The organism is Glycomyces endophyticus (assembly GCF_039531525.1).
GTDB lineage: Bacteria > Actinomycetota > Actinomycetes > Mycobacteriales > Micromonosporaceae > Glycomyces > Glycomyces endophyticus.
Map to the genome: position 1 here is coordinate 43,475 of NZ_BAAAQF010000004.1, position 18,427 is coordinate 61,901.

The 18,427-nt window shown below is 71.3% G+C and carries 16 protein-coding genes and 1 pseudogene; 2 read left to right on the plus strand and 15 right to left on the minus strand.

Annotated features, from left to right (window positions below):
* Positions 1 to 10: 10 nt before the first annotated feature.
* The 9 genes and pseudogenes from ABD419_RS03435 to ABD419_RS03475 all read right to left on the minus strand — a co-directional run bounded on the left by ABD419_RS03435 (position 11) and on the right by ABD419_RS03475 (position 9,233).
* Positions 11 to 829, minus strand: a complete 819-nt coding sequence (locus ABD419_RS03435) for a shikimate dehydrogenase (RefSeq protein WP_344481751.1) — start codon at positions 827 to 829, stop codon at positions 11 to 13.
* Positions 826 to 2,094: an endolytic transglycosylase MltG gene (locus ABD419_RS03440; protein ID WP_344481754.1), complete on the minus strand. Its 1,269-nt coding sequence runs from the start codon at positions 2,092 to 2,094 to the stop codon at positions 826 to 828. Before ABD419_RS03440 ends, ABD419_RS03435 begins: the two co-directional genes overlap by 4 nt.
* Before the next feature lie 7 nt (positions 2,095 to 2,101).
* Positions 2,102 to 2,584, minus strand: coding sequence for a Holliday junction resolvase RuvX (ruvX, locus tag ABD419_RS03445; RefSeq protein ID WP_344481757.1), 483 nt, complete (start codon positions 2,582 to 2,584; stop codon positions 2,102 to 2,104).
* Positions 2,584 to 5,265, minus strand: a complete 2,682-nt coding sequence (alaS, locus tag ABD419_RS03450; RefSeq protein ID WP_344481760.1) for an alanine--tRNA ligase — start codon at positions 5,263 to 5,265, stop codon at positions 2,584 to 2,586. Before alaS ends, ruvX begins: the two co-directional genes overlap by 1 nt.
* Positions 5,266 to 5,294: 29 nt before the next feature.
* Entirely contained in the window at positions 5,295 to 5,576 is a 282-nt protein-coding gene (locus tag ABD419_RS03455; RefSeq protein WP_344481763.1) for a hypothetical protein, read from the minus strand.
* A gap of 44 nt (positions 5,577 to 5,620) precedes the next feature.
* Complete coding sequence (locus ABD419_RS03460) at positions 5,621 to 6,094, minus strand: DUF948 domain-containing protein (RefSeq protein WP_344481766.1); 474 nt, start codon at positions 6,092 to 6,094, stop codon at positions 5,621 to 5,623.
* Positions 6,095 to 6,279: 185 nt separating this feature from the next.
* The gene (locus ABD419_RS03465; RefSeq protein WP_344481768.1) at positions 6,280 to 6,846 is read right to left on the minus strand and encodes a hypothetical protein; all 567 of its coding nucleotides are present in this window, start codon (positions 6,844 to 6,846) and stop codon (positions 6,280 to 6,282) included.
* Positions 6,749 to 8,233: pseudogene (locus tag ABD419_RS03470) on the minus strand (replication-associated recombination protein A); the annotation flags it as partial. The pseudogene ABD419_RS03470 and the gene ABD419_RS03465, both read right to left, overlap by 98 nt.
* Positions 8,234 to 8,372: 139 nt before the next feature.
* A complete protein-coding gene (locus ABD419_RS03475) occupies positions 8,373 to 9,233 on the minus strand; it encodes a hypothetical protein (RefSeq protein WP_344481772.1) in 861 nt (286 codons plus the stop codon).
* Positions 9,234 to 9,560: 327 nt separating this feature from the next.
* Here ABD419_RS03475 and ABD419_RS03480 point away from each other — a divergent pair, with 327 nt between their 5' ends.
* Positions 9,561 to 10,622, plus strand: a complete 1,062-nt coding sequence (locus ABD419_RS03480) for a PQQ-dependent sugar dehydrogenase (RefSeq protein WP_344481774.1) — start codon at positions 9,561 to 9,563, stop codon at positions 10,620 to 10,622.
* 56 nt (positions 10,623 to 10,678) lie between these two features.
* Here ABD419_RS03480 and ABD419_RS03485 read toward each other — a convergent pair whose 3' ends face one another.
* From ABD419_RS03485 to metF, 6 genes are all read right to left on the minus strand, one after another.
* Positions 10,679 to 12,040 (minus strand): serine/threonine-protein kinase, encoded by a 1,362-nt coding sequence (locus ABD419_RS03485; RefSeq protein WP_344481775.1) that lies wholly within the window; start codon positions 12,038 to 12,040, stop codon positions 10,679 to 10,681.
* A gap of 177 nt (positions 12,041 to 12,217) precedes the next feature.
* Entirely contained in the window at positions 12,218 to 14,005 is a 1,788-nt protein-coding gene (gene aspS / locus ABD419_RS03490) for an aspartate--tRNA ligase (RefSeq protein ID WP_344481777.1), read from the minus strand.
* Between the two features lie 371 nt (positions 14,006 to 14,376).
* A complete protein-coding gene (locus ABD419_RS03495) occupies positions 14,377 to 14,895 on the minus strand; it encodes an SAV_6107 family HEPN domain-containing protein (RefSeq protein WP_344481779.1) in 519 nt (172 codons plus the stop codon).
* 256 nt (positions 14,896 to 15,151) lie between these two features.
* Complete coding sequence (locus tag ABD419_RS03500) at positions 15,152 to 15,532, minus strand: tetratricopeptide repeat protein (protein ID WP_344481781.1); 381 nt, start codon at positions 15,530 to 15,532, stop codon at positions 15,152 to 15,154.
* A 39-nt stretch (positions 15,533 to 15,571) separates the two neighbouring features.
* On the minus strand, positions 15,572 to 16,180 hold the full coding sequence (locus ABD419_RS03505) for a hypothetical protein (protein ID WP_344481784.1): 609 nt from the start codon (positions 16,178 to 16,180) through the stop codon (positions 15,572 to 15,574).
* A gap of 121 nt (positions 16,181 to 16,301) precedes the next feature.
* The gene (gene metF / locus ABD419_RS03510; RefSeq protein WP_344481786.1) at positions 16,302 to 17,207 is read right to left on the minus strand and encodes a methylenetetrahydrofolate reductase [NAD(P)H]; all 906 of its coding nucleotides are present in this window, start codon (positions 17,205 to 17,207) and stop codon (positions 16,302 to 16,304) included.
* Between the two features lie 95 nt (positions 17,208 to 17,302).
* Here metF and ABD419_RS03515 point away from each other — a divergent pair, with 95 nt between their 5' ends.
* On the plus strand, positions 17,303 to 18,355 hold the full coding sequence (locus tag ABD419_RS03515; RefSeq protein WP_344481789.1) for a polyprenyl synthetase family protein: 1,053 nt from the start codon (positions 17,303 to 17,305) through the stop codon (positions 18,353 to 18,355).
* The last annotated feature ends 72 nt before the right edge of the window (positions 18,356 to 18,427 follow it).

Genomic DNA, 18,427 nt, shown 5'->3' on the forward strand with positions numbered 1-18,427 from the left:
CTCGGGTCCTTCACTCGGTCCGGGACGGGACCGCGTCGTAGAGGGCGCGGCGCATCGCCGCGACCGGGGCGTCCTCGACGCCGGTGAACTGCGTCCACTGGCGGACGGCCTGCGCGAGCAGGAGCGCGAGCCCGTCGAGGACGCGCACGCCCCGGGCCTCGGCCCCGGCGGCGAGCGCGGTCGGCCACGGGTCGTAGAGGATGTCGAACAGGACCGCGTCCGCGGACCAGTCCAGGTGCAGGTCGTCGGTGACGCCCTTGGGGACCGTGGCCACGACGAGGTCGGCGCGCCCGGCGCGGGCGGCGTCCTCCCAGTCGGCGGCGTGCAGCCGCAGCCCGAGGCGCCCGGCGACCGGTTCGAGCTCGGCGACGGCCTCGCGGCGGCGCGCGTACACGGTGACCGCGGCGGCGCCGAGCTGCTGCGCGGCCGCGAGCGCGCCGCGCGCGGACCCGCCGGCGCCGAGGACGGCGACGTGCTCGGCGTCCTTCATCCCGATCTCGGCGAGCGCGTCGACGATCCCGGGCGCGTCCGTGTTGTCGGCGAGCCGGCGCCCGCCGCGCAGGACGAGCGTGTTGGCGGCGCCGATGGCCTCGGCGACCGGGGTGGCCTCGGTGGCGACGTCGAGCGCGACCTCCTTGAGCGGCATGGTGAGCGAGAGCCCGGCCCAGGTCGCGTCGAGGCCGTCGACGAACGCGGCGAGGCCGGACTCGTCGCACTCGTGGCGCGTGTAGGTCCAGTCGGCCAGGCCCGCCGCGGCGAAGCCCGCGTTGTGGATGACCGGCGAGAGCGAGTGCCCGATGGGCTTGCCGAGGACCGCTGCGTGCGTCACTGGATGCCGTTCTCCTCGGCCACCTCGATGTTCTCCAAGTGCTCCTCGTAGGTTGCGGCGAACAGGGCCGAGCCGTCGTCGTACGCGGTCACGAAGAACAGCCAGTCGCCGGGTTCGGGGGCGACCGCCGACTCCAGCGCGGCGGCGCCGGGGTTGGAGATGGCGCTCGGCAGGTAGCCGGCGTGCTCGGGGGCGCTGGGCGACCACGGGTTGTCGGGGTCGCGCATGACCGCGCCCCAGTCGATGTTCTCGCCGGAGGTGATCGCGTCCTCGCCGTTGAGCAGGCGGCCGTAGTTCCAGATCGCCTCGGACTCGAAGCAGTTGCAGTTGGTCTGCTCGTGCGTGTACGGGTTGATGTACATCTTGTTGTACATGACCTGGGCGATCTTCGGGTCGTCGGTGGCGATGCCGGACTCGGACTGGACGATCGAGGCGACCTGGAGCGCCATCCACGGGTAGATCTTGAACTCGCCGTTCGTGGGCGGGTAGAAGGTCTGCTCCTCCATGGCGCTGGGGTCGTAGTCGGGGTCGGGGTCGGCGACCGTCGCGAGCTTGTCGAAGAAGCCGATCTCCTCGATGGTCTGGTTGAAGCGCGCGACCATCTCGGTGAGCATCTGGACGGCCGTCATGGTCTCGTCGAACTCGTACGCCGACGGGAACAGGAAGCCCTCGACGGACTTGATCTGGCGGTCGGAGAAGCCCTCGAACCAGACCGGGTCGACGCCGAGCGCCTCCGGGTCCTGGGCGGCGGCCTCGAAGTCCTCGATCGGGACACCCGTGTAGCCGGAGAGGATCTCGTAGACCTCGAAGGAGCGCTTGCCCTCGGGGATGACGACGTGGTCGAGCGACAGGTTCCCGGGGTCGATCATGAACGCCAGCGCGGAGGCGGCCGACATCTCCTCCTCCATGGCGTAGGAGCCGGCCTGGATGGCGGTGCCGGAGTCGCCGTCGTCCTCGGAGGCGTTGAGGAACGCCTTCGCGGAGGCGACCACGCCCTGCGCCGCGAGCTCGTCGGCGATGTCGGAGACGAGCCAGCCGGACTCGACGGTCACCACGACCTGGTTGCCGTTGCCGTCGCCGGTGAAGTCCTCGGCGGTGAAGTAGTCCTTGATGACGTTGTTGTACGCCCACCAGCCGCCGACACCGATGACGCCGAACAGGGCGACGACCAGGGTCATGGCGATCAGTGACTTGCCGGAGTCCTTGCGCCGGTGGCTCCTGGGTGCCGCCGAGCGGTCGTCCTCGGTCCTGAAGTCGCCGAGCATCCTGTGCTTACCTCCGCCGCCGGTCCAACCATTGCTGGAGGATCTCGACCGCGGCCGCCTGGTCGACGATGGAGCGCTTCCGCTTCCCGCGCACCCCGCCTTCGTTGAGGCGGCGGACGGCCACAGCGGTGGTCATGCGCTCGTCGGTCAGGGTCACCGGCGTTGGCGAGACGTGGTCGGCGAACCGCTGCACCCAGGCTCGGGTGTGGGCGGCTGCCGGCCCCTCCTCACCCGAAAGAGTAACCGGTAGGCCGACGACGATTTCGACCACATCGTATTCCCGGGCCGTTTCGGCGATTTCGAGAATATCGGCCGGAATGTTCTCACCAGCGGTTTTGAGGTCGCGACGAACGGTCGCGACCGGGGTGGCGAGGAGGCCGTCCGGATCGCACACGGCGACACCGATGCGGGCCTTGCCGAGGTCGATGCCGAGACGACGGCCCCGCTTCCACTCGGGGGTGGGCGCGGGGCCGGTCGGAGCGTCTTCCATCACTCGCCGATGGCGCGGACGACCGCGTCGAGCAGCTGCGGGGCCTGGTCGGCCGGGACGCCGCCGCCTTGGGCGATGTCGTCGTTGCCGCCGCCCTTGCCGGACAGCGCGGCCTTGACCAGCGCCGCCGCGGACACGTGCTGCGCCTTCGCGGCCGCGTTCGCCGCGACGACGATGCTGGCCTTGCCGCCGGCGGTCGCCACGACCGCGGCCACGCCGGGCTCGGACTCGCCGAGGGCGTCGCGGATCTTCAGCGCGAGGTCGCGGACGTCGCCGCCCTTGGTGCCCTCGGGCGCCTGGACCGCGGCGACCTTGACGGCGCCGACCTGCTTCGCGTTCTGCGCGAACTCGACGGCGCGGCCGGAGACCGCCTTCGCCTGGAGGGCGGCGAGCTCGCGCTCGGCGTCCTTGGAGCGCTGGAGGATCGCGCGGACGCGTTCAAGGACGTCGCCGCGCTGGGCGCCGATCTCGTCAGCAATTTGCGAGACGAGGTCGCGTTCGCGGGCGAGGTAGCGGTACGCCTCCATGCCCGTGGCGGCCTCGACGCGGCGCTGGCCGGAGCCGACCGAGGACTCGCCGGTGAGGACGAGCGGGCCGATCTGGGCCGAGTGGGACACGTGCGTGCCGCCGCAGAGCTCGCGCGACCAGGGGCCGCCGATCTCGACGACGCGGACGGTCTCGTCGTAGGTCTCGCCGAACAGCGCGACCGCGCCGAAGTCCTTGGCCTCCGGGAGGCTCATGTACTTGACGGCGACCGGCAGGTCGTCGCGGACGGCCTTGTTCGAGACCTCTTCGATCTCGCTGCGGGTCTCGTCCGAGAGCTTCGCGCGCCACGAGAAGTCGAGGCGCAGGTAGCCGGGCCGGTTGAAGGAGCCGGACTGGAGCGCGGTCGGGCCGAGCACCTCGCGCAGGGCCGCGTGCACCACGTGGGTGCCCGAGTGCGCCTGGCGGGCGCCGAGGCGCCACTCCGGGTCGACGGTGGCCTCGACCTTGTCGTCGACGACGAGTTCGCCTTCGAGGACGCGGACCTGGTGGACCACGAGCTTCTTGACCGGGCGCTGCACGTCGACGACCTCGGCGAAGAGGTTCGGGCCGACGAGCTTGCCGGCGTCGGCGTGCTGGCCGCCGGACTCCGCGTAGAACGGGGTCCGGTCGAGCACGACCTCGACGATCTGGCCGGCCGTCGCGACCGGGACCGGCCTGCCCTCGGAGAGGAGCCCGACGACGCGGGACTCGGTCTCGAGGGTCTCGTAGGCCTTCCAGTCGGTCGGGCCCTGGTCCTGGAGGAGCTGCCAGTACGCGGACAGGTCCGCGTGGCCGGTCTTGCGCGCCGCCGCGTCGGCCTTCGCGCGCTTGCGCTGCTCGGCCATGAGCTGGCGGAAGCCGTCCTGGTCGACCGAGAGGCCCTGCTCCTCGGCCATCTCCAGGGTCAGGTCGATCGGGAAGCCGTACGTGTCGTGCAGCTCGAACGCCTTGGACCCGGACAGGGTCGTGCCACCGCCGGTCTTGGTCTCGGCGACCGCGGTGTCGAGGATGGTGGTGCCGTGCTTGAGGGTCTTCAGGAACGCCTCCTCCTCGCCGTAGGCGTAAGAGGAGATCCGCTCGAAGTCCTTCGCGAGCTCGGGGTAGGACGGGCTCATGCAGTCGCGCGCGACCGGCAGCAGCTCGGGCAGCGCGGGCTTGTCGTAGCCGAGCAGGCGCACGGCGCGGATCGCGCGGCGCATGATGCGGCGCAGCACGTAGCCGCGGCCCTCGTTGGAGGGCGCGACGCCGTCGCCGATGAGCATGAGCGCCGAGCGCACGTGGTCGGCGATGACGCGGAAGCGCACGTCGTCCGGGTGCGACTCGGAGGCGGTCCGGCTGGTGGAGACGCCGTAGCGCTTCCCGGTGAGCTCGGACGCCTTGTCGATGAGCGGGCGGACCTGGTCGATCTCGTACATGTTGTCGACGCCCTGGAGCAGGGCGGCCATGCGCTCCATGCCCATGCCGGTGTCGATGTTCTTCTTCGGCAGGTCGCCGGTGATCTCGTAGCCCTCTTTCGCGGGGCCGCCGCCGCGGATGTTCTGCATGAACACGAGGTTCCAGAACTCCAGGTAGCGGTCCTCGTCGACCTCGGGGCCGCCCTCGGGGCCGTAGTCGGGCCCGCGGTCGTAGTACAGCTCCGAGCAGGGGCCGCAGGGTCCGGGGATGCCCATGGACCACATGTTGTCGGCCTGGCCGCGGCGCACGATCCGGTCCAGCGGGAGCCCGATCTGCTGGTGCCAGATGTCGATCGCCTCGTCGTCGTCGAGGTAGACCGTGGCCCAGATGCGGTCGCCGTCCAGGCCCAGGCCGCCGGACTCGAGCGAGCCGGTGGTCAGGTCCCAGGCGAAGCGGATCGCCTGCTCCTTGAAGTAGTCCCCGAAGGAGAAGTTGCCGTTCATCTGGAAGAACGTGCCGTGGCGCGAGGTCTTGCCGACCTCGTCGATGTCGGGCGTGCGGATGCACTTCTGCACCGACGTGGCGCGGTTCCAGTCCGGCGTCGCCTGTCCCAGGAAGTAGGGCACGAACGGGACCATGCCCGCGGGGACGAACAGCAGGTTCGGGTCCTCGATCGCCGGCAGCGGTGCACTGGGGACCACCGTATGGCCGTTGGACTCGAAGAACTTCAGAAATCGGCGTTGGATTTCAGCGGTCTCCATGGGGCACCTCCTTCAAGGTCTCGCGACTGCTAGAACGGCCGGCTCGGGGACCGGTCGTCGTCATCTTCTTCGTCTTCGGTGAGGAGCGGCGAGATGTCCTCGCCGCGTTCGATCGCCTCGTACAGCTCGGCCTCCTTGGCGGCCTTGGCCTCGGAGACGTCCGCCCAGAACGACTTGAGCGACTCCCTCATTCCAGCACCGGCATCGCCGATCCGCTCGGCGACCCCGCCCGGAGTGACCGACTCGGCCGCCTTGGTGAGCTTGCGGACCACCACGACGCCGACCACGACGCCGATGCCTACCCAGATCATCCGCTTCAGCACGGGGACCCCTCAATCCGTTTTCGGGAACGTTGTCACTTCGCGGCGCGGCGGCGCGACTTGGCGGCGCGCTTCGACTCGCGCTTGGACTGGCGGGACGCCTCGACCATGCGGCGGACCTGGTCCTCGTCGTAGCCCTCGTTGCGCTTCTTCACGGCCGTGCGCAGGCCGAACCCGAACGCGGCGGCCTTCACCAGCGGGGAGCCGACGGCCGACACGACCAGGCTCGTGATGTTCGCGACGTTCGAGGAGATGTGCGCGGCGTTCCCGGTGATCGACGAGACCTTCTCCAGCTCGCCCTCGACCTGGACGAGCGAGGCGTTCACGTTGTCGAGCGTGGCGTTCGCGTTGCGCAGGATCGGGCCGATCTCGTGGTCGACCTTGTCGAGGACGCTGTTGACCCGGGCGACCGTGCCATTGAGCTTCCGGATCAGGCCCAGGGCGAGCATCAGGCTGAAGATGAAGAACGCAACCGCGATGATGAGCACCGCGACTTCCCAGAGGCTCACGTTCGTGAACTCCACTGCCAACGTCTCGCCTGGCACAGCTCTTCCCCCTCGCTGAAGCATTGACCGACCGGTGCGGCTGATGAATGGACCCGGTATTCGCGTAGAAGCGACGCAGCCCCGACCTTACCTTGCGGGATCGGACATCCGACGCAACGGGGCGCGGCGCGGGCAGGGCGGGCCCGGGACTAGCCCGCCTCCACGACCTCGCGCCGGTCCTCGGCCAGCCGCGGCAGCGCCGCCTGGGACGCGACCACGGCCGTGACCTCCGAGCCGACGCACAGCTCGTACCGGTCGCCGCACTCCACCGGGACGACCCACAGCTCGAGGTACAGCTCGTCGCGGACGTAGCAGCCCTCCTCGCCGACGCCGCCGACGCAGGTCCCGGCGTCCGCCGGGGTCCAGCCCGCGGCCAGCACGGCCTCCCAGTACACCTGGGAGGTGTCCTCGACGGTGCCCTCGGACGCCCACGTGCGCATCCGGACCCGGCACTCCCCCAGGCACCAGCGGCTGCCGTACGTCTCGTCGGCCACGCTCACCGCGGCCCAGCCCGGCACCGACAGCTCGTCGGCGGCCCGGCGCGTCGGGTCCACGGTCACCGCCCGGCCCAGGAACAGGACCGCGGCGACCAGCAGCACGGCCGAGGCGACCACGGCGACCACGCCCATGCGCAGCCGCTCGATGCGCGCCCCGGTGCCCTCCAGGGCGTGGACGACCCGGTCGGAGGCCCGGCGCGGCGGGCGGTCAGTCGTCATCGGCCGGCTTCCGCCCCTCGTCGGCGCTGCGCACGATCCGGCGCAGCTTCTCCAGGCGCGGCCCGATCTCGGCCTCCAGGCCGTGCCTGGTCGGCCGGTAGTAGTCGCGGCCGGCGACGACGTCGGGCGCGTACCGCTGCGGCACCACCCCGCGCGGGTCGCCGTGCGGGTAGACGTAGGCGGCGCCGTGGCCGAGCGCGCCCGCGCCCTTGTAGTGGGCGTCGCGCAGGTCCGGCGGGACCGGGCCGATCATCCCCTGCCGCACGTCCTTGATCGCCTCGTCGATCGCGGTGATGACCGCGTTCGACTTCGGCGCGGTCGCCAGGTGCGCGACGGCCTGCGCGAGGTTGATGCGGGCCTCCGGCATGCCGATGCGCTCGACGGCGGTCGCGGCGGCGGTGGCGGTCTGGAGCGCCGTCGGGTCGGCCATGCCGACGTCCTCGGACGCGAAGATCACGAGGCGGCGGGCGATGAACCGCGGGTCCTCCCCCGCGACGACCATCCGCGCCAGGTAGTGCATCGCGGCGTCGACGTCGGAGCCGCGGAGGCTCTTGATGAAGGCGCTGGCGACGTCGTAGTGCCCGTCGCCGTCCCGGTCGTAGCGGACCGCGGCGGTGTCGATGGCGGCCTCGACGACGGCGACGGTGACGCGGTGGTCCTCGCCGGCGGAGAGCGCGGCGGCCTCCAGGGCGGTCAGGGCCTTGCGGGCGTCGCCGGCGGCGGTGCGCACGAGGTGCTCGCGGGCCTCGGGATCGAGCACGACCTGGCCGTCGAGTCCGCGCTCGTCGGCGACGGCGCGGTCGACGAGCTCGCCGACATCGGTCGCGTCGAGTTCGCGCAGGGTCAGGAGCACGCAGCGGCTCACCAGCGGGGCGACCACGGAGAAGTACGGGTTCTCGGTGGTGGCGGCCAGGAGCGTGATGGTGCGGTCCTCGACGGCGCCGAGCAGGGAGTCCTGCTGGGTCTTGGTGAAGCGGTGGACCTCGTCGATGAAGAGGATCGTCTGCGGGCCGCCGGTGCGGCGCACGCGGCGGGCCTCGTCGATCGCGGCGCGCACGTCCTTGACGCCGGAGTTCAGCGCCGACATGGCGCGGAAGCGGCGGTCGCCGGACTGGGCGACGAGGTGCGCGATGGTGGTCTTGCCGGAGCCGGGCGGGCCCCACAGGATCACCGAGAGCGGCTGGCGGCCCTCCACGACCTGGCGCAGCGGCGAGCCGGCGCCGAGCAGGTGGTCCTGGCCCACCAGCTCGTCGAGGGTGCGGGGTCGCATCCGCACGGCCAGCGGCTCGTCGCCGGTGGCCGCGCCGGTGCCGAGGATGCCGCTCCCGTGCGCCGCGGCGTGCGGGTCGGGCGGCTGGGCGATTTCGAACAGGCCTGGTGCGTCCATCTCGCCCTCAGCGTAAGCCATGGGCATGGGCGGGACGCAGAAGTGAGGGCCGTCGCCGGGTCTGCGCCACGACCGGTTCGGAACATGCGGCGGGCCGCCGCACCGGTCGGTGCGGCGGCCCGGGGTCGTCTCGGTGCGGCTAGAAGCCGGCGCCCATGAACTCCTCGAACGGGACGAGGTTCTCCGTGTCGGGGGCGGCGATGTCGTACGAGCCGCCGATCTCGACGACCTCGGAGGTCATCACCATGGTCATGCCGTCGGTCTCGGGCAGCGTCATCGTCATGGACTTGAGCAGGCCCTCGTCGTCGAGCGCCACGGTGACCTCGATGGACTCCAGGGCGGCCGCGTCGGCGGCCGTCGCGCCCTCGGTGAAGGCGGACAGGGCCTCGGAGTCGGCGGCGAGGGTGCCGGTGAAGGTGTTGTCGCCGGTCTCCTCGACGTTCTCGAGGCTGGAGAGCATCGTCTCGGTCTGGGAGGCGAGGTCCATGCCGCCGAACTGCGAGTAGACGTCGCCCATGTCGCCCTCGGTGGCGTCGGCGGTGAACCAGGCGTCCTCGCCGTACTCCTCGGCCATGCCGTCGAACATGCCGCCGGAGATCTGGATGTAGGCGGTCTCGCCGACGAGGATCGTCTCGGTGTGCATGTCGCCGAAGAGGGCGGCCATGCTCGGGTCGATCTCCTCGCCGGAGGCCTCGGCCATGGCGCTCATGAAGACGTCGCCCGTGGACTGGGCGTTGTCGCCGTCGACGACGGTGGTCATGGCGACGAACTCGGCGCCGTTGACGGTCATGGACGACTCCATCTTGTAGGAGTCGTCGGAGAGGCCCTGGAAGGCGGCCGCGACGGCCTCCTGGGGCGTCAGCGCGGCGGCGGCGTTGTCGCCGTCGCCCGAACCGCCGCTCGTGGTGTCGTTCGACCCGTCGCCGCAGGCGGCCAGGCCGAGCCCGAAGGCGGCGACGGCGACGGCGCCGGTGAGTCGCATCGTGGTGCGGGAGTGCATGGGTGTGCTCCTGGGGTCGGGGTATCTGCGTTCCGATTCCGAGCATAAGGGACCGCATCCGCCCGGTGGGGTACCGAGACCGCAACATGACGGGTTCGTTACCAGCTCGTTTGCGGCCGTTCGCATCCGGCGGCAGTGACCGGAATAACGTCACGCGGTCGCGGATCGGGCGGCAGTCCGGGCATCGCTGGCCTGTCCGGGCGCGGCGGACCGGCACTCCTGGACAGAGCGGGCGAATCGTGTCTACGATGGCAATTATATTGAAATACCTCTATGTCATGACTTCTCCGCCTTCCGTACCGGCACCACGAGAGACAAGGAGCATCCATGCGACGCAGACTGCCCGCGATCGCCGCGGCGATCGCCGGACTGGCACTGGCCGCGGGCACCGCGACCGCCTCCGCGCAGGAGGACCCCGCGCCCGCGCAGACCCCGCAGTTCGACTTCGCGAACGGCGACACGGTCGCCACCGGCCTCACGATCCCGTGGGGGCTGGCGTTCCTCCCCGACGAGATCTCCGCGCTCGTAGCCGAGCGGAACTCGGGGAACGTGCTGCGCATCGGCACCGACGCCGACCCGGCGGTCCTGGGGACCCTCGACGTGGCCGGGGGCACCGGCTCGTTCGACGAGCGCGGCCTGCTCGGCCTCGCGGTCTCCCCCACGTTCGCCACCGACGGCTGGGTCTACGCCTATCTGTCCACAGAGGAGGACAACCGGGTCGTTCGCTTCACGCTCGACTCCTTCGACCCCCAGCCGGTCGTCACCGGCATTCCCTCCGCGCTCAACCACAACGGCGGCCGCCTGGCGTTCGGCCCGGACGGCAAGCTGTACATCACGACCGGCGACGCGAACGTCACCGCGAACGCCCAGGACCTCGACAGCCTCGGCGGCAAGATCCTGCGCGTGAACCCCGACGGCAGCGTGCCCGAGGACAACCCGTTCGAGGGCTCGCCCGTGTACACCTGGGGCAACCGCAACGTGCAGGGCCTGTCCTGGGACGAGGACGGCGACCTGTACTTCTCCGAACTCGGCCAGAACACCTGGGACGAGCTGAACTTCGGCGTCGCGGGCGGCAACTACGGTTGGCCCGAGGTCGAGGGCACCGGCGGCGCGCCCGAGTACGTCGACCCGCTGGTCACCTGGACCACCGCGGAGGCCTCGCCTTCAGGGGCCGAAGTCGTGGGCGACACCGCGTACGTCGCGGCCCTCCGCGGCCAGCGCCTGTGGACGGTCCCGGTCGCGGACGGCGAAGCGGGAGAGCCGGTCGCGGTCCTGGTCTCGGAGCTGGGACGGCTCCGCACCGTCGAACTCGGCCCGGACGGCTACCTGTGGGTGACCACGTCGAACGGCAACGGGACCGACAGGGTCGTGCGGTACCCGCCGATGTAGAACCTGGAACGAGAAAGCGGCCCGCGGATTCGATCCGCGGGCCGCACTGCTGCGTGTTACGCCTGCCCCTGGACGGTGTTCTCCTCGGAGGGAGAGTTGGTGTCGGGGTCGGTCGGTTCGTCGGTCGGCTCCTCGGACGTCGGCTCCTCGGAGCTCGGCTCCTCGGAGCTCGGCTCATCCGACGAAGGCTCCTCGGACGAGGGCTCCTCGGAGGTCTCCTCCTCGGTCGTCGGGTCCCAGTCGTCCGTCTCCTCTTCCGACGTGGGGGCCTCTTCGGTCGTCTCCTCGGCTTCGCTGACCGTCTCAGAAGGACTCGGCGAGTTGCCGTCGCCGATCTCGCCTCGGTCACTGTTGGCGTTGATCCACCAGATCAGGCCGCCGATGAGGGCCAGCGCGAGGATGATGCCCGCGATGATGAACCAGAGGGTCGCGCCCTTCTTCTCGTCGGCCTGCCCGAGTTGGCTGGTGGGCTGGGCTGCGGTGTCGCCGCCCGCGCCGCCGACGACGCCGCCGATGAGGGCGGTCTGGTCGGAGCCGAAGTACTGGGTCTGCTGGCCGTCGTGCGCCGCGGCGAGCGGGAGGTTGCCGGTGACGACACGGCCTTCGCGCGCGGAGCGGGCCATGTCGGCCGCCGAGGCGTACCGGGCCTTGGGGTCCTTCTGGAGGGACTGGAGCACGACCTGGGCGATTCCGGGCGGGATGTCGCGGGAGAGCGGCGGCGGGGCCTGCGTCATGTGGCCGTTCATGACCGCGACGGGCGTGTCGGAGACGAACGGCGGGCGGCCCATGAGGGCCTCGTAGGCGACGATGCCGAGGGAGTAGAGGTCGCTGGCGCCGGTCAGCTCGGCGCCGTTGAGCTGCTCGGGCGAGGCGTACGCGAGGGTGCCCATGACGGTGCCGGTCTCGGTGAGGCCGGAGGCGCCGCGGGCGGCGGAGATGCCGAAGTCGACGATCTTGGCCGCGCCGGTCTCCTCGTCGACGAGGAGGTTCGCGGGCTTGATGTCGCGGTGGATGATGTCGTGGCGGTGCGCGGTCTCCAGGGCGTCGGCCGCGGCGGCGACGATCTGCATGACCTCGGCGGGCGGGAGCGTGCCGCGGTCCTTCAGGATCTCGGCGAGGGAGCGGCCGCGCACGAGCTCCATGACCAGGTAGGAGACGAGACCATCCTCGTCGGTCGTCTCCTCGCCGTAGTCGTAGAGGGCGACGATGCCGGGCGACTGGAGGGCGGCGACGGCGCGGGCCTCGAGCTGGAAGCGGGCGCGGAACTTGTCGCTGTTGGACAGGCCGGCGTGCAAGATCTTGATCGCGACCGTGCGGCCCAGGCGGGTGTCGGTGCCCTTCCAGACCTCCCCCATGCCGCCCGCGGCCAGCCGTTCGTCCAATCGGTAGCGCCCCGCCACCGAGGTCCCGCTCTGCACGTCGAACCCGCTCCTCTTACTCCTGCATCGGCCGGATGTTACATATATCAGCCGTAATCAGACCACGGCCGCCGCCCACGGGACTCCTGCCATCGGAAGTTGCTGAGGGGCAGCCGAGCACATCGAACGAGAGCGGCCCGAGCCGAGGCTCGGGCCGCGCACTACGCCATCGTAGGGCTAAGAGGCAACGGGGTCGGTACCCGCTTCCGGTTCGGGCACGAAGTCGATGCCGGCCTCGGCGCGCTGCTCGGGCGTGATCGGCGTCGGGGCCGAGGTCAGCGGGTCGACGCCGCCTCCGGCCTTCGGGAACGCGATGACGTCGCGGATCGAGTCGGACTTGGCGAGGAGCATGCAGACGCGGTCCCAGCCGAGGGCGATGCCGCCGTGCGGCGGGGCGCCGTACTTGAGGCCGTCGAGGAGGAAGCCGAACTTCTCCTCGGCGTCCTCGTGCGTCAGGCCGAGCACGTCGAAGACGCGGCTCTGGACCTTGGCGTCGTGGATACGGATGGACCCGCCGCCGAGCTCGTTGCCGTTGAGGACGATGTCGTAGGCGTACGTCAGGGCGTTGCCGGGGTCGGTCTCGAACTTGTCGACCCACTCCGGGTTCGGGGAGGTGAACGGGTGGTGGATCGCGGTCCAGCCGCCGTCGTCAGTGGGCTCGAACATCGGGGCGTCGACGACCCAGCAGAACGCCCACGCGTCGGGGTCGATGAGCCCGGTGCGCCTGCCGACCTCGAGGCGGGCGGCGCCGAGGAGCTCCTGGGCGCTGCGGCGCTCGGCGCCGGCGGCGAAGAAGACGGCGTCGCCGGCCTTGGCGCCGACGGCGTCGGCGAGCCCGGCGAGGTGGTCCTCGGACAGGTTCTTGGCGACGGGGCCCTTCGGCTCGCCGGTCTCGGCGTTGAAGGTGATGTAGGCGAGGCCCTTGGCGCCGCGCGCCTTGGCCCAGTCCTGCCAGCCGTCGAGCTCCTTGCGGGTCTGGGCGGCGCCGCCGGGCATGACGACGGCGCCGACGTAGCCGCCGGCCTCGATCGCACCGGCGAAGACGCGGAACTCGGTGCCGCGCAGGTAGTCGGTGAGCTCGACGAGCTCCTGGCCGAAGCGCAGGTCGGGCTTGTCGGAGCCGTAGCGGTCCATGGCGTCGTGCCACTGGAGGCGCGGGATCGGCAGCGGGACCTCGTAGTCGGCGAGCTCGGCCCAGAGGGCGGCGACGATGCGCTCGCCCAGGTCGATGATGTCGTCCTGGTCGACGAAGGACGCCTCGATGTCGAGCTGGGTGAACTCGGGCTGGCGGTCGGCGCGGAAGTCCTCGTCGCGGTAGCAGCGCGCGATCTGGAAGTACTTCTCGAAGCCGCCGACCATGAGGAGCTGCTTGAACAGCTGCGGGGACTGCGGCAGCGCGTACCAGGTGCCGGGCTGGAGGCGCACGGGCACGAGGAAGTCGCGGGCGCCCTCGGGGGTGGAGCGGGTCAGCGTCGGGGTCTCGATCTCGACGTAGCCGTCCTCGGCGAGGAGGTTGCGCGCGATGTGGTTGGCCTTGGAGCGCAGGCGGATCGCGTGGCTGGGGCCGGAGCGGCGCAGGTCGAGGTAGCGATGGCGCAGGCGCACGTCCTCGGAGACGTCGACGTGGTCGTCGATCTGGAACGGCAGCGGCGCGGACTCGGAGAGGACGTCGAGGCTCGTCGCGTTGATCTCGATCTGGCCCGTCGGCAGGTCCGGGTTCTCGTTGCCGTCGGGGCGGCGCGCGACGGTGCCGGTGACGGAGACGCAGTACTCGTTGCGCAGGCGCTGGGCGGCCTCGGCGGCCTCCGAGTCGCGGAAGACGACCTGGACGACGCCAGAGGCGTCGCGCAGATCGACGAACTCCACCCCACCGTGATCGCGGCGACGCGCCACCCATCCGGCGAGGGTGACTTGCTGGTCGACGTCAGCGGCACTCAGCGTGCCGGCGAGGTGTGTCCGATACACGGCCTCAAAACCCCTTAGCGATTGGCGGATCAACGGACGCCGCTCGGGCGCCGGGTGCGTGGAGCACTGTCCGCAATCGTATAACCGCGGGGTCGGTCGGGTCGCGCGCGTATCGACGGGCACGGCCGGGGTCACCCGGCGGGGCGGGCCGTCAGCGGGCCCGTCCGGGCGGGCGGTCCCTCGCTGGAGCGGGGACTGAGCCGTTCGGTCGGCGTGTGTCGCTTCGGTGCGCGAGCTGCTGCGCGTCTTCTGCGACGCGCGAGCGCGCTGCTGCTTCGGCGCGAAAGCGCGCTGCTGCGCCTCCGATTCAGCGCGCGAGCGCACTGCTGTGCTTCTACTTCAGCGCGCAAGCGCGCTACTGCACTTCTACTTCAGCGCGCAAGCGCGCTGAAGCCGAGCAGCCTCACCACCACGTCGAGGAAGCGCCGGGCGTCGGCGACGATGGAGTCGGCCTCCTCCGGGGTGACGATGTCGGGGATGCCGGCTTGGGCGAGCACCCGCTTGCGGGCGGTGCGGGCGAAGTGGGAGGCCCACTCCTCCAGTTCCGGCGCGACGTTGCGCAGGAGCTCCCAGGTGCTCGACGGTCGGCCGGGGCGGCGTCTGCCGGTGGCGTCTCCGGCGCGGACCGCGAGGACCGCGACGGCGACCCGCAGGGCGGCCATGTGGGCCTCGGCGTACCGCTCGCCGGGACGGGCGCGCTCGGCGGCGTCGTCGAGGTCGGCGCGGGCCGTCGCGAGCAGTTGCAGCGGGGACCGGTTGGGTAGTTGGTCGGCGGGGATGCGCAGCCGGGAGTTCGAGACGGTGCCGGCCTGCACGAGTCGGGGCGAGCCGGTGCCGGCGGTCGACACTGTCGAAGCTGATCGGGTGGCTCCGGGTCGGGAAGCAGCCATGGTGGCCTCCTAAACCTGTTCGAACTTGCGTTCGAGAAACATGGAACCACAGGGGTACGACATTTCCAACCCCCAACTTCGCGCAACATCGGCCATTCACCGCCGACTGTCGCCCATCCGACAGCGGAATCCTTGCGCAGCAATGAGAAAGGGTCGCGAACCTGTCGGTTCGCGACCCGGAGTCCTCGCCGCCGCGTCATGCGGTGTTCGAATGCGCACGGCACGGGCGGCGGCGCCTCGCCGCCCGCGGGGGCGGCTACTCGGTGATCTCGTCGACCAGGCGCAGGTGCCCGCGGGCCTCGTCGTTGCGGCCGAGGCGCTGGAGCGTACGGCCCAGGAGCAGGCGGGCGTAGAAGTCCGCCGGGTTGGCCTCGACCAGCTTCTCGGTGAGCGCCAGCGCCCGGTTCAGCTGCGCGGACTTGAAGTAGGCCCGCGCGGCGAGCAGCATGACGTCGGGGTGGTCGGCGTGGTCGCGCAGGAGCGGCTCCAGGAACTTCAGGGCCGCGTGCGGATCCTTCTTGGCGAGCATCTCCTCGGCGTCGCGCAGGCGCTGGGTCTCCTCGGGGACCCGGCGCTCGCGGGCGTCGGATTCGATGAAGGCGGCGATCTGGTCGTCGGTGATGTCCTCGTAGCGCATTCGACCGTCAACGCCGCCCTGAGGCGAGGTATTCCCGCGTCAGTCGTTGCGGAGGGCGGCCGAGACGACGATGACGAGCTGGAGGAGCCCGAGGGCGGCCAGGAGCATCCAGGCGGTGATGGTGATCGTGACGACGCCCTCGGTCCAGGTGGCGTACTGGCCGCCGCCCGCGACGGCGATGACGCCGCAGGCGCCGAGGCCGAGGGCGACCACGACCTCGCGGACCGAGCGCTCGCCGAGGGTGGTCATGCCGAGGTCGTTGAGGCCGACCTGGCGGGCGCGCAGGCGGGTGAGGACGTACATCCAGCAGAGCGCGCCGGTGACGGCGACGGCCCAGCCGGGCGCGCCGAGGAACCACAGGGCGAGGAGCCAGGAGGCCTCGGAGAGGCGGGCGGCGAGGGGTTCGAGGACGAGGACGCGGCGCGAGAGGCTGGTGGAGCGGGCCGCGAGGAGGGTGTAGGAGGCGTCGGCCATCGCGGTGACCGCGATGAGCGGCAGGGCGATGAGGACGACCGGCCCGCCGGCGAGGACGCAGAAGGGCACGAAGAGGCTGGCGGTGAGTCCGACGCCGACGACCGCGCCGGGCTTGAACCGCGTGGAGAGGATGACCCGGCCTACAAGGGAGTCGGCGGGCACTCGGGTGCGCATGGGTGTTGTTGTAGCAGATGGCATCAGGCGCCCATTCGCAGCATCGAACATAGAAGAGGACTCTACGTGTTGACGCGGTGACCGCAATCCCTCGGTCGGGTGGCCGACAGTGCTCCTGAGGTCAGGGGCGCAGGTGCTGCCAGACGCGGCGGGTGGAGCGGGAGTGGTTGAGGGTGGTGAAGTGCAGTCCGGGGGCGCCTTCGGCGAGGAGCCGGGAGCCCATGTCGGTGGCGACCTCGACGCCGATGTCGCGCACGGCGTCGCGGTCGTCGGCGACGGCGCGCAGCCGCTCGGCGAGGGCCGCGGGGAAGACCATGCCGGTGAGGACGGCGAACCGCTCGATCTGCTTGATGTTCGTGATCGGCATGATGCCGGGGACGATCGGGATGTCGCACCCGGCCGCGGCGACGGCGTCGCGCAGGCGCAGGTAGTCCTCGACGTCGTAGAAGATCTGCGTGATCGCGAAGTCGGCCCCGGCGCGGCACTTCTCCACGAAGTACCGCACGCCGGTGTCCCAGTCGACGTCGCGCGGGTGCCCGTCGGGGAACGCGGCCACGCCGACGCTGAAGTCGCCGGACTCCTTGATGAGCTCGACGAGCTCGCGGGCGTGGAGGATGCCCTCGGGGTGACGGACCCAGTCGGCGCGCGGGTTGCCCGGCGGGTCGCCGCGAACGGCGAGGATGTTGCGGACCCCGACGTTCGCGAAGTGGCCGATCAGGTTCCGCAGCTCCGCGACCGAGTGGTCGACGGCAGTGCAGTGCGCCATGGTCAGCAGGGTCGTCTCGGCGTTGACCTGGTTCGTCGTGTCGACGGTCTTGAGGCGGGTGGAGCCGCCCGCGCCGTAGGTCACGGACACGTAGTCGGCGCCGAGCCGCTCCAGGTCGCGGATGGTGCGCCAGAGGACGCCCTCGGCCTGCTCGTCGCGCGGGGGGAACAGCTCGAACGAGAACTTGGGGTCGCCCGACCGCAGCAGGTCGCCGATCTTGGCGGCCTTGACCGGCATCACGCTGGGCGTCCCGAGTGTCATGACCCAACGGTAACCGTTCTGACACACGTGTCCTGACCTGCATTCCAGGACACCCAACAGGTGGGACGCGCCGGTGCTCGTCTAGCGTTCGACCCGTGGAGCTCAACGAGCGCGTCGACGCGGCCCTCGCGGCCTTCCTGGACCGGCAGGCCGCGGTCATCTGCGGCATCGACGAACGGCTCGGCGACTACGCCGACGCGGTCCGGGACTTCGTGCTCGGCGGCGGCAAGCGGCTGCGCCCGGCGTTCGCGTACTGGGGCGCGCGCGGCGCGGGCCTGGCGGACTCCGACGCGCTCGTGGCCTGCGTGTCGTCCCTGGAGCTGCTCCAGGCGTCGGCGCTCATGCACGACGACCTCATCGACGGCTCCGACACGCGCCGCGGCGCGCCCTCGGTGCACCGCCGGTTCGCGACCCTCCACGAGTCCGAGGCCTGGTCGGGCCGGCCCGGCGAGTTCGGTGCCGCGGCCGCGATCCTCCTGGGCGACCTGTGCCTGGCCTGGTCGGACGAGCTGTTCTGCTCGGCCGGGATGCCGTTCGAGAAGGTCGCCGCGGCCCGGGGCGACTTCGACCTGATGCGCACCGAGGTGAGCGCCGGCCAGTACCTGGACGTCCTGTCCGAGGTGCGCCGCGACGTCTCGGAGGCCACGGCCGCGAAGGTCGCCCGGTACAAGTCCGCGAAGTACACGATCGAGCGGCCGCTGCTCATCGGCGCGTCGCTCGCGGGCGCCAGCGAGCGCGTGCGGTCGCACTACTCGGCGATCGGGCTGCCGCTCGGCGAGGCGTTCCAGCTGCGCGACGACGTGCTCGGCGTGTTCGGCGACCCGGCGCAGACCGGCAAGCCCGCCGGGGACGACCTGCGCGAAGGCAAGCACACGTTCCTGGTCGCGCGGGCCTCGGCGGCCGCCGGGGCCGACCAGCGGGCGGTCCTGGACGCGAGCCTCGGGGACCCGGACCTGGACGCCGAGGGCGTGGCGCGGCTGCGGGCGATCCTCATGGACACCGGGGCGCTCGCCGACACCGAGCACCGGATCGAGGCGCTGGCGTCGGAGGCCGAGGCGGCGCTGGAGGCGTCGCGGGCCGACGTGGACCCCGCGGCCCTGGAGGTCTTCGCGGGGCTGCTGGTCAAGGCCGTCAAGCGCGACTTCTGAGCGGCCGCCGACCCGAACGGGTTCGGCTTTTCGCATGACCCCCGCACGGGTGACCTGACGGTTACCCGATGT

Excerpts from the sequence above, each read along its gene's own strand:
- ABD419_RS03440 (WP_344481754.1), bottom strand. The coding sequence starts at position 2,094 with ATGCTCGGCGACTTCAGGACCGAGGACGACCGCTCGGCGGCACCCAGG.
- ruvX (WP_344481757.1), bottom strand. The coding sequence starts at position 2,584 with ATGGAAGACGCTCCGACCGGCCCCGCGCCCACCCCCGAGTGGAAGCGG.
- alaS (WP_344481760.1), bottom strand. The coding sequence starts at position 5,265 with ATGGAGACCGCTGAAATCCAACGCCGATTTCTGAAGTTCTTCGAGTCC.
- ABD419_RS03455 (WP_344481763.1), bottom strand. The coding sequence starts at position 5,576 with ATGATCTGGGTAGGCATCGGCGTCGTGGTCGGCGTCGTGGTGGTCCGC.
- ABD419_RS03465 (WP_344481768.1), bottom strand. The coding sequence starts at position 6,846 with ATGACGACTGACCGCCCGCCGCGCCGGGCCTCCGACCGGGTCGTCCAC.
- ABD419_RS03475 (WP_344481772.1), bottom strand. The coding sequence starts at position 9,233 with ATGCACTCCCGCACCACGATGCGACTCACCGGCGCCGTCGCCGTCGCC.
- ABD419_RS03480 (WP_344481774.1), top strand. The coding sequence starts at position 9,561 with ATGCGACGCAGACTGCCCGCGATCGCCGCGGCGATCGCCGGACTGGCA.
- ABD419_RS03495 (WP_344481779.1), bottom strand. The coding sequence starts at position 14,895 with ATGGCTGCTTCCCGACCCGGAGCCACCCGATCAGCTTCGACAGTGTCG.
- ABD419_RS03500 (WP_344481781.1), bottom strand. The coding sequence starts at position 15,532 with ATGCGCTACGAGGACATCACCGACGACCAGATCGCCGCCTTCATCGAA.
- ABD419_RS03505 (WP_344481784.1), bottom strand. The coding sequence starts at position 16,180 with ATGCGCACCCGAGTGCCCGCCGACTCCCTTGTAGGCCGGGTCATCCTC.
- metF (WP_344481786.1), bottom strand. The coding sequence starts at position 17,207 with ATGACACTCGGGACGCCCAGCGTGATGCCGGTCAAGGCCGCCAAGATC.